The following is a 22,917-nucleotide window of genomic DNA, read 5'->3' on the forward strand; positions in this document are numbered from 1 at the left end:
TCCTTATGTTTGTTAAACCTGACAGGTTTTAAAAACCTGTCAGGTTTGCGTTGAGAATAGTACTACGTATTAGAATGTAGATTTTTTCCTAATCTCTTATCTCTTTATTCTATCCTCTATATTCTTTATTCTGTCTTCTAAATTTACTGCAATAATACTTTCGATAATGTATCAGTATTATTTTCTGTTTTTGTCCAATCTGTTTTAGCTTTTGGATCTATACCATTAAAATATTTTTCAATATTGGTATAACCGTCTCCGTTTGAATCTTTGTTTGCATCTGATGCATCGTTTGGATTTAAACCAAATTTCTTTTCCCAGGCATCCGGAATTCCGTCATTATCAGAATCTTTATAGGCTTTTCCTTTATAATCTGGATATCCGCCCACTTGATTTGGATTGGTAATAATTCCTTTTTTATAAGAATCAGCAGGCAATCTTCTTTTAATAAATTCCTTTCCTATTGCATTTTCCAAACCGTCTTTTGATTCAATTTTTCCGGTGCGGACTTGTTTGATTATTCTTTCATCAACTGCATCTCTTTTTGGCAGCGTTGCACCTACATTATTCAACACAAATTCATACGCTTCTTCTGCTTTCATAATGGTAATATGAGGCATTGAAAACGCTTTTGGTTGTTTGATTAATTCCAAATATTCTTTTGTTTGTTCAGCCGACTGATCTTCTAATTGTATTCCGCCATTCCAGTTATCTGCTGTAACTTCCGGAGATCCGTCAATATAATTTCCTGCCACATAAGCTCTTCCGTATGTTTTAGGCTTCATATATCCAGATTCAGGTTTTAGAATTCTGTAACGAATTGGCTGATCTGTTGGTGTAATTGGTCCCGGTTTAAAATAATTATTGATGATGTTGAACATCGAACGATAATCTCCTCCGTCAAGAGAACGATTCCACCAATTAAAAATCACATTATTTACAAAATTAAAATCACCATACATTCCAATAGAAGCATTTCTTGAAATATTATCAGCCCACAAGTTACGCATAAAAGTACTGTTTAATCCGCCAATTGTACTTCCAAAAGCATGATTATAAGTATCTAAACCTTCTGATGAAATGGTGTTTTGAATGGTAATATTACAGGCAGGCAATTTCTCGAGTTTCGATTTATCATTTGCAGCAAACTGATGTCTGTATAAGGATATATTTTCGTCTAATCCCCAGCTTACTGAGCAGTGATCTACGATTATATTTCCAATTGGATTTCCGCCAAGCGCATCATCTCTTCTAGTCACATCTGTTTCACCTCTGCGGAAACGCATGTGTCTGATAATTACGTCATGTGTATCAATTTCCAGAGTTTCTCCTGCAATACAAATTCCGTCTCCCGGCGAAGTTTGTCCCGCAATGGTTACGTATGGTGCACGCATGCTGATACGTTTTTTTAATCGGATAATTCCCGATACGTTAAATACAATTATTCTCGCTCCAACAGCTTCACACGCTTCTCTGAAAGTTCCTTTTCCGCTGTCTTCTAAACTGGTTACAACGAATATTTTTCCGCCACGTCCTCCTGGTGTAAAGGCTCCGCCGCCTTCAGCTCCCGGAAATGCAGGAATATCGGCATGAACAAAATCTTTTGGATAGGAAGCCCACGGTAAATACGGACGTCCTAATTTTGCTTCGGTCTGAATTGTGCTGTAATTAGCTGTCCAGATTTCGGCTAATCTTTTTTCTTCGTCGGCTAAAATAGCGTCTGTTTTATCTTGAAGCGGTTTTGGAATTTCCGGATATTGTGCATACGCCGAAGAAAAGAAAGAACAAAATGAAATGATCATCATTGTTCTTTTCAGTGTGGTTTTTGAGAAATTGTTTTTCATGATAGTTAGTCTGAAATTATAAGGTTAGAATAGTTGGACACTATAATTCATAAAAGGTTTAATTTTAAAATGTTAAAATTACACTTATTAAAAATTATATACTATTCCTTCTTTTTTTCCTTTTCTCTTTCTTCAAGACGCTTGTGCCAGTCAGCACTTTCTTTGTTTAAATCGTAACCTTGTTTTGATAAGTAATTGTTGATTCTTCCTTTGTATTTACCAAACCAGGCGTGTTTTTCTTTAGATGAACCGCCGTCCATGGCATGTTCTCTGGCTTCTACTAACGCTTTGTAGATATAATCCTTTTGTTCTGCAGTTAAATTTGGCAGCATATCGTTATAACCTGCAACAGTTATTGGCAGTACGCCGTAAGTCATTCCGTCCTTAACTTCTGTAATTTTTTCTTCAGATAATTGTGTTCCGAGTTTCTTCAAATAAGCTTTATGAAGTTTGTCAATTTCCTTATCTGCTTTTGCTTTTAGCTTGTCAATTTTTTCGTTTTGCTTTTCTTTTGCTAAAGTACTGTCGTCTTTTATTTTTTTGATTTCAGCGTCTCTTCCATCTTGGATTTGACTTAAATCTCTAAATTGCTGCGCTACAATATTTGAAACCGCAGTTTCTTTTTCCGGGTTTTTCAAGTCTAATTTAGCTACGATTTTTGCCGCTCTTTCATTCGTAACTTTGATGTATTCCGGGTCTAAATGTTGTTGTGCAATACTGGTAAAAAACACCAATAACATCATCAACAAACTTGTTTTTTTAATTGACTTCATTTTAATAAAGAATTAATTATATTGATTTATAAATCTGCTCAATCTGCTGAATTTGCGTGAAAAAATTAGCTCGCAGATTCAGCAGATTTAGCAGATTTTTTTATTGTAACGTTTTTTAAAACTACTCAAACAAAGACTTTGTTAAAGTCTCATTGTTATTTTTTAGATCTTTCCAGTCTACTTTTTTAGTTGGATCAATTCCGTTGATATAATCTTCGATATTGGTATATCCGTCATTGTTTGAATCTAATTTGGCATCTGATGGATCATTTGGATTTAAACCATGTTTTTTCTCCCATTTGTCCGGCATCCCATCTTTATCTGTATCAACGTAAGGTTTTCCTTTGTATTCCGGATATCCGCCAACTTGAGAAATATCAGTAATAATTCCTTTTTTATAAGAATCCATCGGTAAACGTCTGTGTTCAAACTGATAGAATTCTTTTTTCTCTAATCCTTTTGCATATTCAGGAACTCCGGTTTTTACTGTTCTTACGATTCTTTCATCAACTTTATCTCTGATTGGTAAAGTTGCTCCAACATTTTTTAACACATATTCATAAGCTTCGTCAGCTTTCATGAATGGATGAAACCAAGGCATTGGATAAGGTTTGTCTGATTTCATTTTATCGAAATATGTTTTAGCCTCATCATAAGCCATTAATTCTCCTTTTTTATTTTCGATTTGAACACCACCGTCCCAGTTGTCTTTTGAAACTTTATCGTTACCTGCAACTATGTTTCCGCTTACAAATGCCCTGCCAAAAACCATATAAGGCAATTTGCTTCTTCCTGCTTCCGGTTTTAAGATTCTGTAACTAATTGGTTCGTCCAAATTAGTAACCGGTCCTGGCTTGTAATAATTGTTCATGATGTTATAGATAGCTGTATAATCACCTCCATCTGTTGATCTGTTGTACCAATTGAATACTACGTTATTTGCAAAATTGAAAATACCATTCCATCCAATTGAAGGATTTCTTCCGGCATTATTCGCCCACATATTTCTGATAAACGCACAATTTTCTCCTCCTAAAGTACTTCCGAAAGCGTGATTGTAAGTATCTAATGCTTCTCCGAATAAACTGTTTTGGATTGTAATGTTTACTGTTCCAACTTTTACATCCGGATATCCCGGACCCGGGCTATAAATGTGTCTGTACATTGACATGTTTTCGTCTAATCCCCAAGTTGCAGAAACGTGATCGATCATGATATTTCCAACCGGATTTCCTCCAATAGCATCATCACGACGACCTACGAAAGTTTCTCCTCTGCGGAAACGCATGTGTCTGATAACTACGTCGTGCGTGTTGATCCAAACCGATTCTCCTGCTACGCAAATTCCGTCTCCCGGAGCCGTTTGTCCTGCAATAGTAATGTAAGGCGCACGAATAATTAACGGACTTTTGATTCTGATAATTCCCGAAACATTAAAAACTACGATTCTGGCTCCACCTTTCTCGCATGCTTCACGTAAAGTTCCAGGTCCTCTGTCTTCCAGACTTGTAACGGTGTAGACATTTCCGCCACGACCACCAAAAGTGTACATTCCGCCACCTTCCGCACCCGGAAAAGATGGAATGTCTGCCTGTGGTAAATCATTTGGTCTTGATGCCCACGGAACATAAGGTTTACCGTGTTTGGCTTCTTCCTCAATAATTACAAGAGCTTTTTCCCAGGCTTCGTCAGAAAGTTTATCAGCATCATCCATAATAACTTTGGATTGTGCCTGAACTTCCGGGCTTATTTTGGGATATTGGGCAAAACATTGGAAACTTCCCAAAAACAATAGGAAAACTGCCGATAAAGTGAAATTTTTCATACTAATTTTTAATTATGGTAATTCTTTTTAAACAAATCACCTGTATTTTTTTTAGAAATACAGGTGAGAAGTTAATATACTAATTCTTTTTAATTTATTTTATTCTTGGAAATTATAAGTACCTGCTGCACCATTACCATCTTTCCATCCAATAGTTTGTGTTAACCAAGGATTACCAACTAAAGCACTCTGATTAAGTCCCATTACATAATAATTTGGTCTCCATAAAATAGGAGTTGCAATACCACCAACCTGATCCATCGGTGTTGGAGGAGAACGCAATTCAAAATTAGCGGTGTAAAAAGCTGCTAGAGCATTAACTTGAGTCTGAAAGTTTGCTGCATCCGGATCAACAGAAATAGAAGCACGCGCATTTGCTAATGGGTCTGTACCAGCAGGACTAGTTCCATTTTTATAGTGCAAATAATTACCAATACGCTGTGTACCATTTATTACCGGAATACCAAGTTTTGTATTTGTTGCGTCATTAAGTGAAGCATCGTCACTGTAAAGCATCCATCTTTGAACGTCCCAAAAACGTTTTCCTTCATAAGCTAATTCTACTCTACGCTCATATAGACAAGCTTCAAGAGCTGCATATTTGTCTCCAAGTGTACCAATTCCATAATTATCAGTCGCAGCAATTCCAACACGTTTACGAATTCTTCCTAAATAAGCAACAGTATTACCAATGTCGCCTTTAGCAGCATAACATTCTGCAATGTTCAACAATAACTCAGCAAAACGATATTCCATAATATCTGTACCAGAAAGCTGAAAGTTAGATGCATTACTAACTGTAGGGCTTGACATTTTACGAATAAAAGCAGGACTTGCTACATCATTACCTGTACTGTAAGCTACACCGGTAGTAGCATTCGTTGACCATCGGTATGCCCAAACAGTAGGTGCCGCAGCTGTAGTCAAACTGTTATTATAAGGCCAGTAACTTCCTGAAAAACCAAATGTTCTGTAAAAACGAGGGTCACGGTCTTTAAAAAATAAGAATGGATCGTAATTATTCGCAGTTGTAGGTCTTTTTCCACTAGCCATAGGGAATAAGTCAATCATACTTTTTGGAGCTTTAACTCCTGCTCCTGCTTGTCCTCCCTGACTTGCTAAACGCATTGACCTTTCCCAAGAGTTATTAGACTGCAAAGAAGTAGTAACAGTAGTACTGCTTGCTAAAAGTTTAACAACTATAGCTTCTGAAATAAATGAATTATCATTTATATAAAACATTCTTTCCCAATCTTTTGCTGTTGATCCATATAAACCATGTCCAGATGTAGTTAATTCAGTTTCTGCAGCTAATCCTGCTGCTAAAGCAGCATCCCAGCGTTCAGTTGATGAATCCCAATTTTTATTAAATAATGGGCTGGCATAAGTTAACAATACACGTGATTTTTGAGCTAATGCTGCACCTTTAGTAAAACGGCCATAATCACTGGCTGGCCATGTAGGTGGTAATAAAGTTGCAGCAAGATCAAGATCTGCAATAATTTGCTTTACTAATTCAGTTACTGTTGCTCTTGGTATTTTTATCGAAGGATCATCTTTAGAAGGTGTTTGAACAGTTGTTACAATTGGAACACCACCATAGGTACGCATTAAATCAAAATATTGAATAGCACGTAAATAATACATTTGTCCTTTGATCTGATTACGGAATTTCTCATCTAAAGTAGCTCCATCTACATCAATTCTTTCCAACATAACATTACAATCTCTAATTCTGTTATATGGATCATTAGAAGGGTTTTCAACTAATGTTTTTCCGAAATAAGCCGATCCGTCTGCTGCGTTTTCCAAAGTAATATTTGGATTAATCATTGCTGAAATACCCCCTATTTCTTCTGTGTATGAAGTCTGAGTAGTTGTAAAAGATCCAACAACTATCGCAGTTGGTGTTTTATAACCATCATAAAAATCGTAATACAAATTGTTTACGTACCAATTAACACGTTCTTCACTTTTAAAGAATTCTTCATCGTAATATTTATATTGCTTTTTATCTTCTAAAAAGTCATCACTGCATGAAACTCCTAATACCATTAAAAGAATCATCATTATATATGTACAAAATTTTGCTTTCATAATTGTTTTTTAATTAAAATTAGAATGACACATTCAAATTAATTGACCAGGTTCTAAGTGTTGGATATCTGGAAGATGAATCATCATACATATTTCTATAATGATCTGGATAAGGGTTATACAAATCCCAAAGGTTGTTACCTGTAATTCCTAAAGTAGCTTTTTGAATATTTAACTGTTTCATTGCTTCTTTTGGAAGTTCAAATCCAACAGTGATATTTCTAATTACACATCTAAAAGTATTTAATTCCCAAAAATCAGATGGAGCAAAAATATAGTCTTGTTGTCCCATATTAGGATACTTACCGTTAGGATTATCAGTAGCATCATACATGTCTCTCCAGAAAGATTCATGAGCCCAATCATTATGCGCAGATGAAGTACCTTGTTTTACTAAATCAATGGAATTGTAACCTCCCCAAGTAGTTTGAATCTGCGTTTTAAAATAAACCGTTTTATATTTGAAACCCATGTTAGTTGTAAAACCATATGTTCTATTGTTGTTTGCCAACTTAACATAATCCTCGTTTTTCATAATTCTACCATCAGCTCCTGCCTGAGTTCCTGTTGATGCATTATAAACACCTGCCGTATCTTCGTAAGCTAGCATCCCTTTACGCATAGAAGCTACGTTAGTAATACCCATATAAGAAGGAACACCTCCTGCAGCAGTAGCTCTCTCTGTTAAATAATTCCAATAATTAGCTACATCTTCGTCTGTTCTTAGTATACCATCACCAGTTGAAGTTTGTTTCCATGTATTGAATCCCCATACTGGGAAAAATGTAGAGCTACCAGCTTGTGTTATATTTGTATTGGCATCGGTTCTGGCAATTTCAGGATATTTTTTAACCTCGTTATTATTAAATCCGAAGTTTACTCCAACATTATAACTAAAATTATCTTTTATTTTATCATTCCAATTTACACTAAATTCAGATCCCCATGCGTCAACAGCTGCGTAGTTTACCTCGGCAAAACCACCTCCAACAGTAATTGGCGTACCTGCTTCACCAGCTAATCCAATCAGCATCTCTGAAGATTTATCATAATAAAAATCAGTTGTAACTTGTAATCTGTTTTTTAAGAAAGCAAGATCAAAACCAAGGTTATTTTTGATAGTGGTATCCCAATGTACATTTCTATTTGGATTTGGACGTGGAGTAATTCCACCTCCTAAAAGCCCTCCATTAGATCCAAATTGAGCTCCTTTGTCTGGCAATGGCTCATAAAATTGCAACCATCTCCAGTAATCAATATTATCCTTACCAGCTTTTCCAATGGAGTAACGGATTTTGAAATTATTTATCCAAGAAACGTTATCGGTAAACCAATCTTCTTTAGAAACAACCCATCCTAATTGTGCGCCTGGAAAAAAGCCCCAGTAATTTTCCGGAGCAAATTTAGTAGAAGCATCACTTCTAAAAATAAATTCAACAAGATATCTGTCCTTAAAACTATAGTTTACACGTCCTAAATAAGACTGTGTTCCTGACTCTACTTTTATAGCTTGCGAGTTTGTACTTATAGGCCCTGCAGTAGTACTATTTCCTAAAAAGTCTTTTGATGTTCCTTCATAAGCCAAACGAACATTTTTGTTCCATGCTTCTGATTGCTCATAACCGAACATCGCAGATACATTATGATTACCAAAAGTTCTAGCGTATGTTGCAAAAAAGTTTGCCTGCACTAATTTATCCAAATCTGTAGTATAATAAACTCTAGAACCACGGGTATTTGTTTCAATAGCATATAATGAATTAGGATTTTCTAAATGATTATCAGCTAACTGGTAATTTGTTATTCTCGCTAAATCATAAGGCAATTGATATTGTTCTGTGTAGTTGCTAGATTGGCTTCTTGCATAACTTCCTTTTACACTTAAGCCTTTTAGAAATGGCAGTTTGTATTCTAGAGACAGATTCACATTATATGAAAACTGCTCTTCTATTTGTTTTCCAGCATCTAATCCTGCAAAATAGTTCCATCCTGCAATAGTCGTGTTAGAATTTGCACTTCCTAAATTACGATCTGTACGCGCAAAAGGAGACATCCAATATGTTTTACCATTTACAGTAGTTTCCCAAGGAATGTATTTAGGCATGTGTAACAAATAACCATAATCTGCTTGTTCTCCTGCTCCTAATGAACCAAAACTGCTGTCATTTAAGTTTGATGAACCTTTAGAGAATGATTTAGTGACATCAGTTGTAATAGCCGAAACCGAAGCAGAAAATTCTAAATCCTTAGAGATTTTTATATTAGTTCCTGTTCTAAAATTCCATTTTTTATAATCTTGTTCTCCTAAGTTAGGACCTTGATCAAAGTAGGTAATTCCCGCAAAATAAGTTGCTTTTTCAGTTCCTCCACTTGCAGAAAGTGATTGTCTTTGCTGTGTAGCCGGCTTCCAAGCTTCTTTAAGCCAGTCATAATCCAAACTTTTCATTTGTTCAAGCTCTGCAGCAGAAAAATATTTAGTTTTATCAGCTTCCAAATTAGAATTCAAAAATCTATTTTTCCAGATTCCATGCTCATAAGCATTCAACGTTTTAGCATGACTTACTGCATCATTAAATGCATATTGGCTATAATAAGTAAACGATGGTTTTCCAGATTTTCCTCTTTTGGTCTTTACGATAACAGCCCCTTGTGAAGCTCTTGATCCGTAAATTGCAGCAGAACCATCTTTTAGGATTGTAATACTTTCAATTTCTGAAGGATCTAATTGATTAAAGGTATCCAATGTTGGCTTTCCATTTGCAGGATCAATTTGAACCATATCATCAATAACTATTAAGGGAACACTTGAATTACCATCTTTAGAAAACCCGAAATTTTGACGTATCGCAATAGCGGCAGCATCACCTGGACGACCTGCCCCTCCTGATACACTTAAACCTGGAGTCAGACCTCTCAATGCTTCAGATAAATTTGACACAGGTAAATCCTGAAACTCTTGCGGTTTTAAATTAACAATAGCTCCTGTAATATTATTCTTTTTCTGTGTACCGTATGCAATAACTACAATATCATTCAATTCATTAGAATCTTCTGATAATTTAGCATTAACAATTGTACGTCCTCCAAGCGCAATTTCTTGTTTTCTCATTCCGATGAAAGAAAAGACTAAAGTTGCATTTGGCTTAACTTTAATTGAATATGAACCATTGAAATCAGTCGTAACTGAATTCTTTGTCGATTTCTCCGTTACATTCACCCCCGGAAGTAATCCGGATACATTATCCGTAACAGTTCCTGTTACAGTTACAGTGCCTGAGTTTTGAGCATAACTCACTATACTCATTAATGCAAACAAAAGAAAGCTACATCTTTTTATAAGTGCTTGTTTCATAAATGTTTTTGTTTTGGTTAGGTTATTAGATTTAGTCAGTTTTTAAATAAATAAAAATATTTGTATTATGATTGTCTTAACACTTTGTTTTTTTTAAATGTTAAAAATACATTTATTTATTTGATCCAAAAATATAACGATTGCGTATTACAAGTGTCCTGCACTATCCTGTATCAATACTATTATCTGAAAAAAAACTATCTAAAAAAACAATATTAATAAAAAAAAGAAAGAAAAAATGTACGCAAAGGAAAAAACGAGAAAAAGGTTTAAACATTATTAAATATCTAAACCCTTTTTAAGCAAAAGTTCGAAAAATAATCAGCAAATTGAATTGTATGTTATTTATTCATTAAAAAACTATATGCCTTGAACTGAAATTGAGCACCTTACAACTACTCTTTTTATAAGTAAGTACTAAAATAAACAAAACAAATCTGAATAAAAAACTTACAGAACTGTAAAAACAATCCCGAAAAGATATGTGTTAATTTTTAACCTAAATTTATTAAAAAAATTTTCTTTTAAACGTAAATTCTTATTAATAGCTTTTTGTAATCGTTTAATTTGAGATTTTAATGAGACATCCAGACCGTCATTTCGCCTTTTCCATGATTTCCCCAGGCAAAATAAGGTATCAATTTTAAGTTGTATGCTGCACTTTTTTGAGCAGATATAGGCTGATAAAGCTTTTTATCCCAGTTAGTATCCTGATCTATTAGGGAAGTTGCATTAATAGTCAGTAATTTTCGATTATTTAATTCGATGAAGCTTGTTGTAAATTGAGAGTTAGCATTTAATACAACATCATTCACACTTATATTTGCCGGAAGCTGATCTGACTCTAAACAGTATACAATCGGACCTCTTTTTACAGCAATTTGGTTTTTAACTTCTTCTACCAAAGGATTTGCCTGCATTAATTCGACCGGCATCGGAATGTTCAATTCGATACTATCTCCTTTTTTCCATTTCTTACTTATTTTCGAATACGTGCCGGATGCAACCTGAGCATCTACTTTTTTATTATTTACCGAAATTTCAGTATTCTGACTCCATCCCGGAATTCGTAAGAAAAAATTATACGCATCTTTTGGAGCTTTTACAATTTTCAAAGTGATTTTTCCATCCCACGGATAATTGGTCTGTTGTTCAATTTCAATTTTCTGACCGTCTGTCAGTGTTGTTTTTAAAGAATTGCTTCCGTATAAATTAACGTACAAACCTTCTTTCGAAAAACTGTACGCATAATTGCTAACTTCTGCGACCGTTCTCGTAACATTGGGCGCACAACAATTTGACAACGCAATATAACCTTCACGTTCTTTGCTCCATCGTTGTTTAAAAGGTAAATCTTTGGAAACATTTAAAGGATTATTATAGCAGAATTTTGTTCCTTCTAAACTAACTCCTGACAATACACTATTATAAAGTGCCAATTCTACAATATCAGCATATTTTGCATCGCCGGTAATTTGCAGCATTCTCCAATTCCATAAAACATTTCCAATATTGGCGCAGGTTTCTGTATGAGCCGTGGCATTTGGTAACTGAAACGGTCTTCCATAAGCCTGATGAATTTTCTGCACATCGATTGGATTATAAGACGTTCCGTCTGGAGAAACACCATCGTACAAAGCACCGCAAGCTCCTGTAATGTACATTTTGCGATAGGTTACATCATCCCAAATAGATTCCAGATTGTCTAATAATTTCTTTTCGCCCGTTTCTGCATATAAATCGGCAACTCCTGCATAAAGATAATTTGCTCTTACAGCGTGACCCATTGCGGTAGTTTGCTGTCTAAACGGAATTCTGTCCTGATTATCATCGGTTCCGTCATTTGTGGTTCCTCTGATGTCAATCAGATTATTGGCCAATTCTAAATATTTTGGATTTTTAGTCGTGCGATACATTTCGACAATTCCCATGTAATGTGATGGACAAATCGCATTTCGAGCCAACTCAGGTGAAGCTTTTTTATAAAAATCATACAGATAATCTGCAACTCCTTTTGCAATATCCAGAAAATTAGTTTTTCCGGTTGCACGGTAATGAACACAGGCAGCGGTCATCAAATGTCCCATATTGTATTTCTCGAAACCGAGTTGTTTTTTAACTTCTTCCGGGCCAAGAGTTCCCCAGCGCTCATCAATCAAAACCGGTGTATGAATATAACCGTCTTTGCGCTGCACTTTTGCAAACAAGGCAATCGCCTTGTCCATTTCGGCATCTAATTTTTTATCTTTTGTAACAGCATAAGTTGCTGCCATTCCTTCAAAAATTTTGTAAAAATCTCCGTCATGAAATGAGGGTCCTTTAAAAACTCCTTTTTCCTCGCCCGCTGCGATTTCAAAATTTTTATAGGCATGCGAAATGGAGTCGTTATGATACAAATCCCACATATACGGCAAGGTGTTTTTGGTTTCAACATCAAATTGTTCTTTCCAGAAACCGTTTGTCCATTTTACATCTTCCAGACTTACACTTTGCAATTTAGAATAAGGACTATTTGAATTGGCTACTAAACCTTTGTTCTGTGCCATAATCGTGGTTGAAAAAAGTATAGCTGATAATAGTATGACTTGCTTTTTCATTTTGATTTTTCTTGATATTGTGAATATTGTGACGCGGATAAAACTGATAGCTAAAGCTAAACGCAGATTATAAAGGATTTTTTATCCTCTTAATCTGCTAATCTGTGAGCTTTTTTTCTCGCAGATTTGGCAGATTGAGCAGATTTTTTATTACAAATTGCACAAATAATTTTATTTGAATTTTCAAAAAATTAGTGCTGATTCGTGCAATTCGTGGCAAACTTTTTTACTTAACAAAGAAATTTATTGTACGGCTCATAGAATCTCCATCGGCATCTTTAACTGTGATTACAACAGAAGCAAATCCTTTTTCTTTTGTACTGAATTGAATTGTATTTCCTTTTACAGAAGCACTTCCGTTTTTAACATCTGAAAATGAATAAACCGGCTTTTTCTCATATCCTTTAAAATAATCAACTGCCGAAAGTTCTTTCTTTTCTCCGGCATTGATAAAGAAATGCGGTTGCGCCATCCAGTCTAAATATTCGTCTAATTGTGTAAAACCATTTTTGTCTGCATCGAGATTTGTATCTGCAAAATCTCCGGCTTTTGAATTTTCGTTTAGTCCACGTACTGTTTCCCACCAATTTGGTAAACCATCGTGATCCGTATCCCAGTTTTCAGGACGTTTTTCGCTGGCATATTCTCCTAAATTTCCTAAATCTTTTTCAGAATCGATCATTCCGCCTAAACCGCTTTTGCTTCCTTTATAAGTAAAAGTTCCTTTTAAAGTTTCCTGAATAATTCGGTTATCGTGTTTATCAAAAAACGGCTCGCTTGCCCCAACATCCGAAAGTACATTTTTATAAGCTGCTTCGGCACTTTCTGTTTTTACATAAGATTCGAAAAAAGGCTTGTCAACAAAGGTTTCATACTTTACAACTTCATTGTGTGAAATGGTAGAAGTTCTGCCTTTCTCCTGTGTTTTTTCATCAAAATAACCTTTCATGATATTTCCGTCAAAATAATAACGCTGCATTCCTTTTCCAACACCTTCATGCTGTGCATTCAACGCATAGAAATATTTAGTTGAAGCTCCCGGTTTGTAATAATTATTTACAAAATTAACTTCGTTTGCTCCTCCGTCTGTGGTTCTTTGTCCCCAGTTGTAAACCACATTATTTCTAATGTCCAGTCTTCCGGTATAATATCCATCACCATTTAAACCGCCGCCAATACTCCAGTTTCTTCCGTAGTTATGAGCCAGTAAATTATGATGGAAACTACCAATATCTCCGCCAATTGTAGCTGCAAATCCGTGCATTTTTCCAGCTTCATATTTATCATGTCCTGCAACATTCAAAGCTTCAGAAATCAAAGTGCGTTGCAAAGTAATGTTGTGCGCACCACGCGAACTAAAAGATTCGTCGATTGTCCAGCTAATCGAACAGTGATCAATAATACTATGATTGGCGCCCGTAAGTCCCATTCCGTCATAGGTTTTTCCACTTCCGATTCTCACTTTCAAAAATCGAATAATACCATCATTTCCGGTCAGACCAACAGGTGCTTTACTGATTGTAATTCCTTCACCCGGAGCCGTTTGCCCCGCAATGGTGATGTACGGATTATTTACCACCAATCGATCTTCCAGTTTTATATTTCCGGAAACGCTAAAAACAATAGTTTTAGGACCGGTTCCTTCATTTACAGCAGCGCGAAAACTTCCCGGACCACTATCATTTAAGTTCGTAACCTCAACTACTTTTCCACCTCTTCCGCCCACGGCAAAACGTCCGTATCCTTCAGCTCCGGGAAAAGCTAGCTGTGCAGGTTTAAATGACCAAACAGTTCCTAATGTTGTATTTCCCTGTGCATCAACTTCATCTACACGCCAGTAATACGTGGTCATACTATATAAATCAGAAACGGTGAATTTAGTTTCAGTCAATTTTCCTTTAAATTCAGCCGACTTTTCAGTAGCGTCTGTAATGGCTTTTTTATCTGTTCCGAAGTAAAGTTTGTGCGCCGTAATATCTTGAGAAGCATTCCATTTCAGCATAAATTTTTCGCCAAGAACAACATGTTCATCTCCATTTTCAGGTTTTGGAGAATGGGATTGTTTTTTCAGGTTTGGTGTATCAATTTCAAATCCGTTGATTACCATTTGCTGAATTAAATCCGGAGCTTTCGAATCTAATTCAAAACGAATCACTACATTTTTGCCCGTTTGAGCTTTAAATTCAATATAAGCCGTTGCTGCATCAATAGTCGAAGTGGCACGATTACTCGGAATTAAAGTTTCGACCAATTTATCGTTTACATATATTTTTATCGGAGCAAATGTTTTTCCTTCAATTTTGTCAAAAGTGTTATGAAACGTCAACAGCGAATGTTGTCCTTCTTTTAATCCACTGATAGTAAGTTCTAAACTTTTATCCGTGAACAATCCATCACTTGTTAGCCGACTATAAAATGGGGCGCTCATTCCTACTTTAAACCATTTCGACGAAAAATTTCCTTTTAATTTGAATGTTACATTATTAAAAGTTTTCTCCGCATCCGTTTGTTCGGTTATTGACCATGAACTGTAATGAGGATCACTCACTTCCTCGGTTCTTCTTCCTGAAAAATCAAAATCGACTTTTACGATTTGTTTTTCAGCTGATTGTGCTTGTGCGTTTGTTGCCAATAACAGAGACAAAACTGCCGCACTTAATAATTTTTTAATCATTTTTGGTGGTAATAGTTAGTTTAATTTTTTCTTTTCTTCTATTGAAATTCCTAAGAGATTTATAATGTCTTTTTCTCTCTCTTTAGGAGTTACTTTTATCATTTTTGTGATTCCGTTTTGAAGTTCTGCTTCTACAATTGTGTTTTGAGAAGCATGCAATTTAAAATGTACGTTCCAGTCTTTTGGCCATGCCGGAAAAAGATAAATCTTTCCATTTGCTTCCTGCAAAAGCATTTCCTGCATACCAATCATTCCCGAGCCGCCCCAATTATGATCCGGAACCCAGTCAAAACCCGGACCCCAAAATGCCGGAAATCTTCTTCCGGAATCACTCATTTTTAATAGATTATATTTTGCAGCTTCTTCGGTTAAGCCTAATCTTGCGGCAAAAATATTGTCTTGTTTCCAGCCAATATGACTTCTGAATTTTATGGCATCGGTATCGTATTTCCAGGTATTTAAAGCGGTTTCTAAATCTGGTTTTCCAACTCCGTAAATGCCCCACGGATAAACCGGATACAATTGTGGCACTTCAGAATTATTAACGCGTTCCCAAGATTTTGCAGGAACTAATACTTTATGATTTTCTATTGCACCAAAATTCAAAGGCGGAATTCTCGTTTGGAAACCTTTCAAATAATCAACTTCTTCTTTCGATAATTGTCCCGATGAAAAATTTAAAAGCTTTTCTGTAACAACCTGCAAAGCTGCAATCGTACTGCTTGAATTATTGGCCATTTTATAAGTTTCGGCGCCGGAACCCGGAAATAAAATTAATTTTCCATTTCCATCGAGGGCTTTTCGGCCTCTTTGTTTGGCCAGATATTGATAATGTTCGTCAAAAAAACGAAGACAGCTTATGATAAACGAATTATATTTCTGAATATCTTCTCCTGCATATTCTTTTTGCTGCAGCATCATTTGGCAAAATTCAAAAACAGTATCCCATTCATATTCCAGCCAAGCATTATATTCCATTCCCGGATCGTAATCTGCGGGGCGTTTCCACTCGTATTCCGCTGGATTTGGTAAACCGAAATTTTCCAATTGCTCTGTAAATGCTGCTCCGCCGTGTTTCCAATATACCTGAGAACGCAACTCGGCATTTTTTTGTAAACTCACATAATAATCCAATTGCGATTTCATCATATCAAAATCACCGCTTTTTACCATCGGAAAATAAACCAATCGCTGGTTTTGCGCCGTCATGGTTCCACCGCCCCAATTCCTAAAATCTGGTGTAAAATTTAAATCCGGATTTGTAAAAACAGGATCTACGGTAAGCAATCCACCGTTGAATTTGGTTGGATATTTTCCGTACGCATTGAATCCCAACATATATCGGAATAACTGGTAATTTTTTCCCGTTTGATAAACAGAATCGTTCTCAGTACCATTATTTTTTTGGATATAAATAAAACTGCGATCCCAGAAATTATTCCACCAATTGATTGTATTTTTTTCTGCTTTTTGTGAGTTGATTTTATATTCTGAAATTTGATTTTTTAGGCCGTTTTCCCAAGAAGATTTTTCTTCGGATTGATTGGTAAATAAATGAATTTGAAGCTGCTGTTTCTTCGAAGGTTTGATACTCGAAAGTGAATATCCTTTAAAATCCGTATTTTGATATTTCCCTTCATAAGTCCCGTCAGATTTCATATTGTTTCCCTGCATGAAACCTCCAAAAGTGAGATTTGCCAGCGGATTCATCATCTGATCTTTTACCGATTCCATTTTTTGCTGTTTTACCGCAACATCAAAAACGGTTTGTTCTCTGTTTCTGTGATAAAATTTGACCCCATTATTTTCAAACGAAACCGAATCTTTATAGGTAATAATTTCACCTTGTGGCGCCCATTTATAAGAATTGGCATTATTGGCTTTTCCTTTTGAAGGTCTGTTTATATGACGCCATGTTTCATAAGAAGCCGTCATATTGAGCGGAGTTGTACTTTCTAAATCCAGATGAATGACCGGTTTAAAAACATCAACCCAAAGTTTAATTTTGGTGTTATTTTGAGCAATCAAAACATATCCGTCTTTCAAAACTAATTCCTGATGAAAACCATCATTATCGTTAAACGGATTCGGCGTTAAAGTTACTTTTACACGGCCTAATTTTAGCAATGTATTATGTTCATCGAAAGTGCCGCTTCGGGAAAAATAAAAATACAAATCGCCCTTTTCTACCCAAACATTCATACCAATATCGCCGCCGCCCAAAGGCATGGATTCTGATGCATTATTACTCTGAGTTTTCCAAATTTGATTGTAATTTCCAAGCACAGGAATTTGCGCCTTAGCTAAAAGCATTGAAAAGAGAAAAAATAAAATTATTGTGTTTTTCACACTTATTTATTTAGACGTAAAATTACTCAAAATGGAGAACCATTTCATATTTTAATTTTTGTTTTAGGAAAGACCTGACAGCTATTTCATAACTGCCAGGTTTAATCCAATTTCTAACTAATTAATATTTTCACTTAAGTGAAAATATTAGACTATATAAATTATAAAAGGTTTAATCACTACCACTCATCTGTTCTAAAAGAAGAAACCGGCAAACCTCCGGCGCTAAACAATTCTGCTTTGGCAAAATCTTTCCATAAATATCTTACGGCAACCGGTTTTGCTACTTTATCTGAAGTTAAAACTACTGATTTTCTGCGAACTACCGTTTTTGCGGGATAGAAAATTTTATCTTCTCCTGCCAATTCAAAACCTAAAACTTCTTGATCATAAGACGTAATTCCGTTTGCAACATCATCAAAAGAAACTGTTACGGAACCGTCTTTTATTTCCATCGATTTGTATTTCGGACTTTCAAATTCGAAACCTTCAATTCTGTATGTTCTGGCCAAAGCCTGAAAAGCCAATCGGTTGCCGCCTTTTTCCTTATCCATTGGATGAATATTATTTTCTTCTCCAATATCCATCAAAACCGCCATTGCCGAATTCGGAATTTCTTTTGCAGCTTTCAATTGTGCTTCTCTTAAATAAGCCGAATTGTATTTTTCTAAGTAATCTTTAGGATGAAAAGATGCATAATTAAACGGTGCAATCTGAGCGTAATAAAACGGAAAATCGCCTTGTTTCCATAACGCTCTCCAGCTACTCACCATTTTTTTCATCAACTCTTTGTATTCAGAAGCTCTTTCGTAATTTGACTCTCCCTGATACCAAATACAGCCCTTGATTCCGTAAGCAATTACAGGCGAAAGCATTCCGTTAAATAAAGTAGTCGGAACACGATTTGGATCTTTTGCCAGTTCTTCTTTTGTAGTCGGAATTTTAGCGCTTGCAAAATCCTTCAGCATTTCCTGATTCATCCACGCTTCCATACTTGAACCGCCGTATGAAACATGAATTAATCCCACCGGAACGTCCAGAACTTCCTGCAAAAGCGAACCAAAATACCAAGCCGTTGCGCTAAAATTTGCAGTAGATTTTGGAGAAGCAACTTCCCATTTTCCTTCAAAATCATCTAAAGGCTGTAAAACCGTAGCACGCGGAATCGTTATTAATCGGATGTTTTTATTGGTTGATCGCACAATGATTTCATTGCCATTTTTTACAGGCTGTCCCTGAAATCCTTTCAAAGGCATTTCCATATTTGATTGTCCGGAACATAACCAAACTTCACCAATCAATACATTTTTTACGATTACTTTTTCTGTTCCTTCCGTAACTTCAATAGTGAACGGGCCACCAAAAGATGGCGTTTGCAATTCTACTTTCCATTTTCCAGAGCTATCTGCTTTAGTTTTATAAATTTTAGAATTCCATGATGTTTTAATCGTCAGATTTCCGTTTTTTTCTGCCCAGCCCCACATTGGTGCATTTGACTTTTGCTGCAGCATCATATTATCCGAAAATAATGCCGGTAATTTGATTTTTGCGTTGATTTGGAAGCTTCCCAAAAGCAATGTTATTAGTATAAAAGTGTATTTAATATTCTTCATTTTAATTCATTTTTGCCACAGATTAAAAGATTAATTAGATTTTTTAGTCTGTTAATATTATAATTTAATTCGCTTCTTCTTGAATTGCCTCCAGCTTTAGCTGGTGGAATAAAATTTCATCCAGCATTGGCTTTAGCCTAATATTAGCATTTGGCTAAAGCCACAACCTGATTTCTATTGTGACATCCAGCTAAAGCTGGACGCTACTCATCTTAATTCTTTGATCTAACATCTTTCATCTTTCATCTTTCATCTCTTTCACAATCGCAACCGGTCCCAATAATCCAGCTTTTAATAAAATTCCTTCCTGCAATCTAAAAGGCGCCGTTGTCCAGGTTAATCTTTCTTCTTTTGGTAATTTTTCATCGCCAATTAATCGGTTTGCCCAGGTATTTGTGATTTTTATTTCGATGCTGTTTTTTCCCTTTTTTAATGCTTGGGATATATCTGTTTTATACGGAAAAGTCCAGATCGTTCCGCAATTGATTCCGTTTATAGTTACCTCAGCAATATTTGCAATTGTTCCTAAATCAAGCCAGAATTTCTCATCGGTTTTTCCTTTCCAGATAAAGTCTTTTTTATAAATAACAGTTCCTGAATAATATTTAATCTGATCATTATTTGAAGAACTCCAGTCAAAAAGTTTATTTGTTTTGACAATTTCTTTTGGTCCATGAAATTCCGGATCAAACTGTAATTGCCAATTTTCATCTAAAGTCTGAACTGTTTCTACCGAAGCATAATTTTGTTTTTTATTCGAAATTATTTCTTTCGTATTTTCTCTAAAAATCACAAAGCAAGATTCATTTGCTTCCAATTCAATCGGAATAATCGTTCTTCCGTTTTCTATTTTCCAATCTGGCAAAGCAGAAATTTTATCTGTAACCGGATTATACAATTCCGGTATTTTTCCGCTTATGCGAAAAGAAGCTTCAAAATTTCTTTTTTGTTCTTTTTGATTTGAAAGAAAATAGATTTCTTCTGTTTCAGATTTTCTGTGCGTCCAGGCTAAAGTTTCAGAATCTGCTCTGTCTAATTTGGGAAAATACAAATCTTGCTCAATTCCAATTGAAGCAAAATCATTTCCTAAAAATGGAAGTTTAATCACCGTTCCTTTTCCAATTTTCCACGAAGACGCATTTGATGGATTATTCCAGATTTCATCAACAACATTTTGCCATTTTTTATGATCTTCATCTGAATGCATTCCGGGTTGTAAATCTGGTTTTTCATCAACAAAAACAGTTCCGCCATCTTGTATCAGTTGTAGTATTTTTTCGGCTGCAGCCAAAGAAATCATTTTATTAGGTGCCATTTTATGACTTCCCGGAAATAATAAAGCGCCGTATTCGATTCCGCCGCCAAAAGATATTTTTCCGTTTTCGACTTTGGCATTATTTATTAAAACATCAGCATTGAATGAATCATATTGATAGCCGTTTAATGGATTTACCCATTGCGATAAATCGGTATTGTTTTTAGAATAGGTAACTTCTTTTGGCATTTTTGTTGTTGGCTGACCATCATTTTCCAAACGTATTTTCTCGCTTTCAAGTCTTGCTGCACCAAAAACATTTGGAATAAAAGGCACTAAACGATCCGGCAAAAAAGAGCGCGACGGAAAATCTTCGCCAATAAAAACGGCTAAATCTATAACCGGTTTTCCTTTTTGCAATTGCAATTGTACTCTTTGGCAATACTCAAACCACGCTTTCCCGGGTTTCCACCACGTTTGGTCTCTTTGAAAAAAAGTTCCGATATCGTCTAAAGTCATTCCCGGTTTTCTATCCGTCCACGGATTATGTACAAAAACGTGGTAAAATAATCGGTTAATTCCCAAAGCATAATTGCGATCAGCAAGCGTTTTTAAATTTCCCGGATGTTCATCCCAATCCATTCGCAAAGCCGTAAATGATTCTGCCTGAATAATATCTTTTCCGTAAATATGTCCGCCCGAAATGGCATCTAACATATCAAAAGGTTTATCGTGCGTAGGACTTTTTAACCAAAATTCACCACTTGGATAATCTACATATTTATAATGAAGCAACGCATCACTTGTTACAACTGGCGCTACGTTTTCTGAACTTAATTTGACATTATTTTCTTTGGCAATTTGAGCTACCGTTCCGTAGAAATTATCGGCAACCAATTCAGCAATTGTTTTGCGAACATCGTATAAAACTTTCTCCGAAACATCGGCACTTTCTATTGGAATTCCTGCCATTACAGGCAAATAATCCACAAGATTGTAACCACGCCTTTTTTGAAATTCAGCCTGAAAAACTGAGGACCAGTTTTGGCTTCCACATTCCCAACTATCAAAATGCAGGATTTCTAAAGTTTTTGCAGACAATTCCGGTCCAATTGTACGAACCATTTCACCAAACCAGTGATCAAGCTGAAAACGAATTAATTCGGGATTAAATTTATCCACTTCCAAACCTTTTCCGGCTCCGCCCGTAGCATTTTCATGTCCGGTAGAAGTATGTCCCATTCGGATAATTTTCCATTTCCCTTTTGGCGCTTTCCAGTTCAAATTTCCGTTGGCATCAACTAAATTAGAAATATTGATAATTTCTGATTTTTTAAAAGATTCGGCATTCGGAATTTGCTTTGCAGAAGTTTCCGGACTCAAACGCCAAACCGCTCCAGATTTTCCTTCGTAATTATCAATCAATGCCTGATTGGAAAGCTTTATTTTACTCACTTTTAAATTCTGTTTCCATTTTGCGAAATCCAAATCTTCTGCGCCGGGTTCTGTTCCAACGGGATCATAAACAAATCTGAAATATTTTGCAGTTACAGGTGTAATCGTATGGGTGTGTGCAAAATCCATATCCTGCCAGCCGTGACGCGGGGCAACCATTCTTTCATGAAATTTAAAATCAATTCCGTTATCGCTCACCTTAACAATTAGACGCTGTGCCTGAAAATCTCTTCCTTTTGTTTCAATTGTAATTGATTTGCAGGTAAAAGGCTGAGCAAATCCATATTGAATCCATCCTTTTTCAGCAAATTTAAAGTTATCATCCTTTTTAGGATCTGCCAAAAACGAGGCATCTGTATTATTTGAAGTGGTAACTTTTGGTAATTGAATTTGCGAACTCGTTTGATATTCTTTTATCGGAATCGCAAAAGTCGCGATGTCTTTATAATAGTCTTTGTAATGTTCCGGAACCGGTAATTTTATGTTAACCGATTTTCCTCCGGCAATTTCTGTTGTTGACCAAACGACTTTTTGCATTGACATTTCGGGAGTAATCCAAGGGCCGCCGGCAACGGCAAAACCATCGGCACCGTGAAAAGCAATTTTCAAACCTAATCGGTTGGCTTCCTTGAAAGCCCAATGTATCATGTCCCAAAATTCAGGACTCAGTTGCAAAACCGGCGGATCTATTAACGGCGGATTTGCCGGACCTTTGATTGTCATTAAATAGGCGCCTGCAATTCCGGCTTGTTTCATAGCTTCTAAATCAGCTGTGATGCCAACTTTAGAATAAGCTGATTTCATCCAATACCAATATACCCAAGGTTTTGAGGATTCGATTGTGGGTTGAAATGCTGTTGTTTCTTTTTTATGAATTTCCTGCGCGGAAACGAATCCCGCGAAAAGTAATACAAAAAAGAGGTGTGCTTTTTGAAACATTGTTATTGTTTTAAACCATTTTGTTTGTTATTCAAAACATAGCCAATGGTTTCAACCATTGGGACGTAACGTAATTAACCGATACGTTTCCCAAGGTTAAAACCTCGGGCTATGTCTGATGATAAATCTTTAATATGTCGATAT

General features: G+C 35.8%; 10 protein-coding genes. All 10 read right to left on the reverse strand.

Annotated features, from left to right (window positions below):
* Window positions 1-143: 143 nt before the first annotated feature.
* Complete coding sequence (locus AC3QL1_RS02485) at window positions 144-1,844, reverse strand: polysaccharide lyase (RefSeq protein WP_492494808.1); 1,701 nt, start codon at window positions 1,842-1,844, stop codon at window positions 144-146.
* A 101-nt stretch (window positions 1,845-1,945) separates the two neighbouring features.
* The gene (locus AC3QL1_RS02490; RefSeq protein ID WP_492494809.1) at window positions 1,946-2,617 is read right to left on the reverse strand and encodes a DUF3826 domain-containing protein; all 672 of its coding nucleotides are present in this window, start codon (window positions 2,615-2,617) and stop codon (window positions 1,946-1,948) included.
* A 121-nt stretch (window positions 2,618-2,738) separates the two neighbouring features.
* Window positions 2,739-4,442: a polysaccharide lyase gene (locus AC3QL1_RS02495; RefSeq protein ID WP_492494811.1), complete on the reverse strand. Its 1,704-nt coding sequence runs from the start codon at window positions 4,440-4,442 to the stop codon at window positions 2,739-2,741.
* A 99-nt stretch (window positions 4,443-4,541) separates the two neighbouring features.
* Window positions 4,542-6,539, reverse strand: coding sequence for a RagB/SusD family nutrient uptake outer membrane protein (locus AC3QL1_RS02500; RefSeq protein WP_492494813.1), 1,998 nt, complete (start codon window positions 6,537-6,539; stop codon window positions 4,542-4,544).
* A gap of 19 nt (window positions 6,540-6,558) precedes the next feature.
* Window positions 6,559-9,891, reverse strand: coding sequence for a SusC/RagA family TonB-linked outer membrane protein (locus AC3QL1_RS02505; RefSeq protein WP_492494815.1), 3,333 nt, complete (start codon window positions 9,889-9,891; stop codon window positions 6,559-6,561).
* A 575-nt stretch (window positions 9,892-10,466) separates the two neighbouring features.
* Window positions 10,467-12,488: an aceric acid hydrolase gene (locus AC3QL1_RS02510; protein ID WP_492494817.1), complete on the reverse strand. Its 2,022-nt coding sequence runs from the start codon at window positions 12,486-12,488 to the stop codon at window positions 10,467-10,469.
* A gap of 226 nt (window positions 12,489-12,714) precedes the next feature.
* Window positions 12,715-15,162: a pectate lyase family protein gene (locus tag AC3QL1_RS02515; RefSeq protein WP_492494818.1), complete on the reverse strand. Its 2,448-nt coding sequence runs from the start codon at window positions 15,160-15,162 to the stop codon at window positions 12,715-12,717.
* Between the two features lie 15 nt (window positions 15,163-15,177).
* A complete protein-coding gene (locus tag AC3QL1_RS02520; protein ID WP_492494820.1) occupies window positions 15,178-17,511 on the reverse strand; it encodes a DUF5703 domain-containing protein in 2,334 nt (777 codons plus the stop codon).
* 179 nt (window positions 17,512-17,690) lie between these two features.
* On the reverse strand, window positions 17,691-19,124 hold the full coding sequence (locus AC3QL1_RS02525; protein ID WP_492494821.1) for a sialate O-acetylesterase: 1,434 nt from the start codon (window positions 19,122-19,124) through the stop codon (window positions 17,691-17,693).
* Window positions 19,125-19,359: 235 nt separating this feature from the next.
* On the reverse strand, window positions 19,360-22,773 hold the full coding sequence (locus tag AC3QL1_RS02530; RefSeq protein WP_492494823.1) for a glycosyl hydrolase: 3,414 nt from the start codon (window positions 22,771-22,773) through the stop codon (window positions 19,360-19,362).
* Window positions 22,774-22,917: the final 144 nt, after the last annotated feature.

The sequence above is a fragment of the Flavobacterium sp. GW823-FHT04A11 genome (genome assembly GCF_058796535.1).

Bases quoted from the DNA above. Each gene is read 5' to 3' on its own strand.
- AC3QL1_RS02525 (WP_492494821.1), bottom strand. From the start codon at position 19,124: ATGAAGAATATTAAATACACTTTTATACTAATAACATTGCTTTTGGGA.
- AC3QL1_RS02515 (WP_492494818.1), bottom strand. From the start codon at position 15,162: ATGATTAAAAAATTATTAAGTGCGGCAGTTTTGTCTCTGTTATTGGCA.
- AC3QL1_RS02490 (WP_492494809.1), bottom strand. From the start codon at position 2,617: ATGAAGTCAATTAAAAAAACAAGTTTGTTGATGATGTTATTGGTGTTT.
- AC3QL1_RS02495 (WP_492494811.1), bottom strand. From the start codon at position 4,442: ATGAAAAATTTCACTTTATCGGCAGTTTTCCTATTGTTTTTGGGAAGT.
- AC3QL1_RS02530 (WP_492494823.1), bottom strand. From the start codon at position 22,773: ATGTTTCAAAAAGCACACCTCTTTTTTGTATTACTTTTCGCGGGATTC.
- AC3QL1_RS02485 (WP_492494808.1), bottom strand. From the start codon at position 1,844: ATGAAAAACAATTTCTCAAAAACCACACTGAAAAGAACAATGATGATC.
- AC3QL1_RS02505 (WP_492494815.1), bottom strand. From the start codon at position 9,891: ATGAAACAAGCACTTATAAAAAGATGTAGCTTTCTTTTGTTTGCATTA.
- AC3QL1_RS02500 (WP_492494813.1), bottom strand. From the start codon at position 6,539: ATGAAAGCAAAATTTTGTACATATATAATGATGATTCTTTTAATGGTA.
- AC3QL1_RS02510 (WP_492494817.1), bottom strand. From the start codon at position 12,488: ATGAAAAAGCAAGTCATACTATTATCAGCTATACTTTTTTCAACCACG.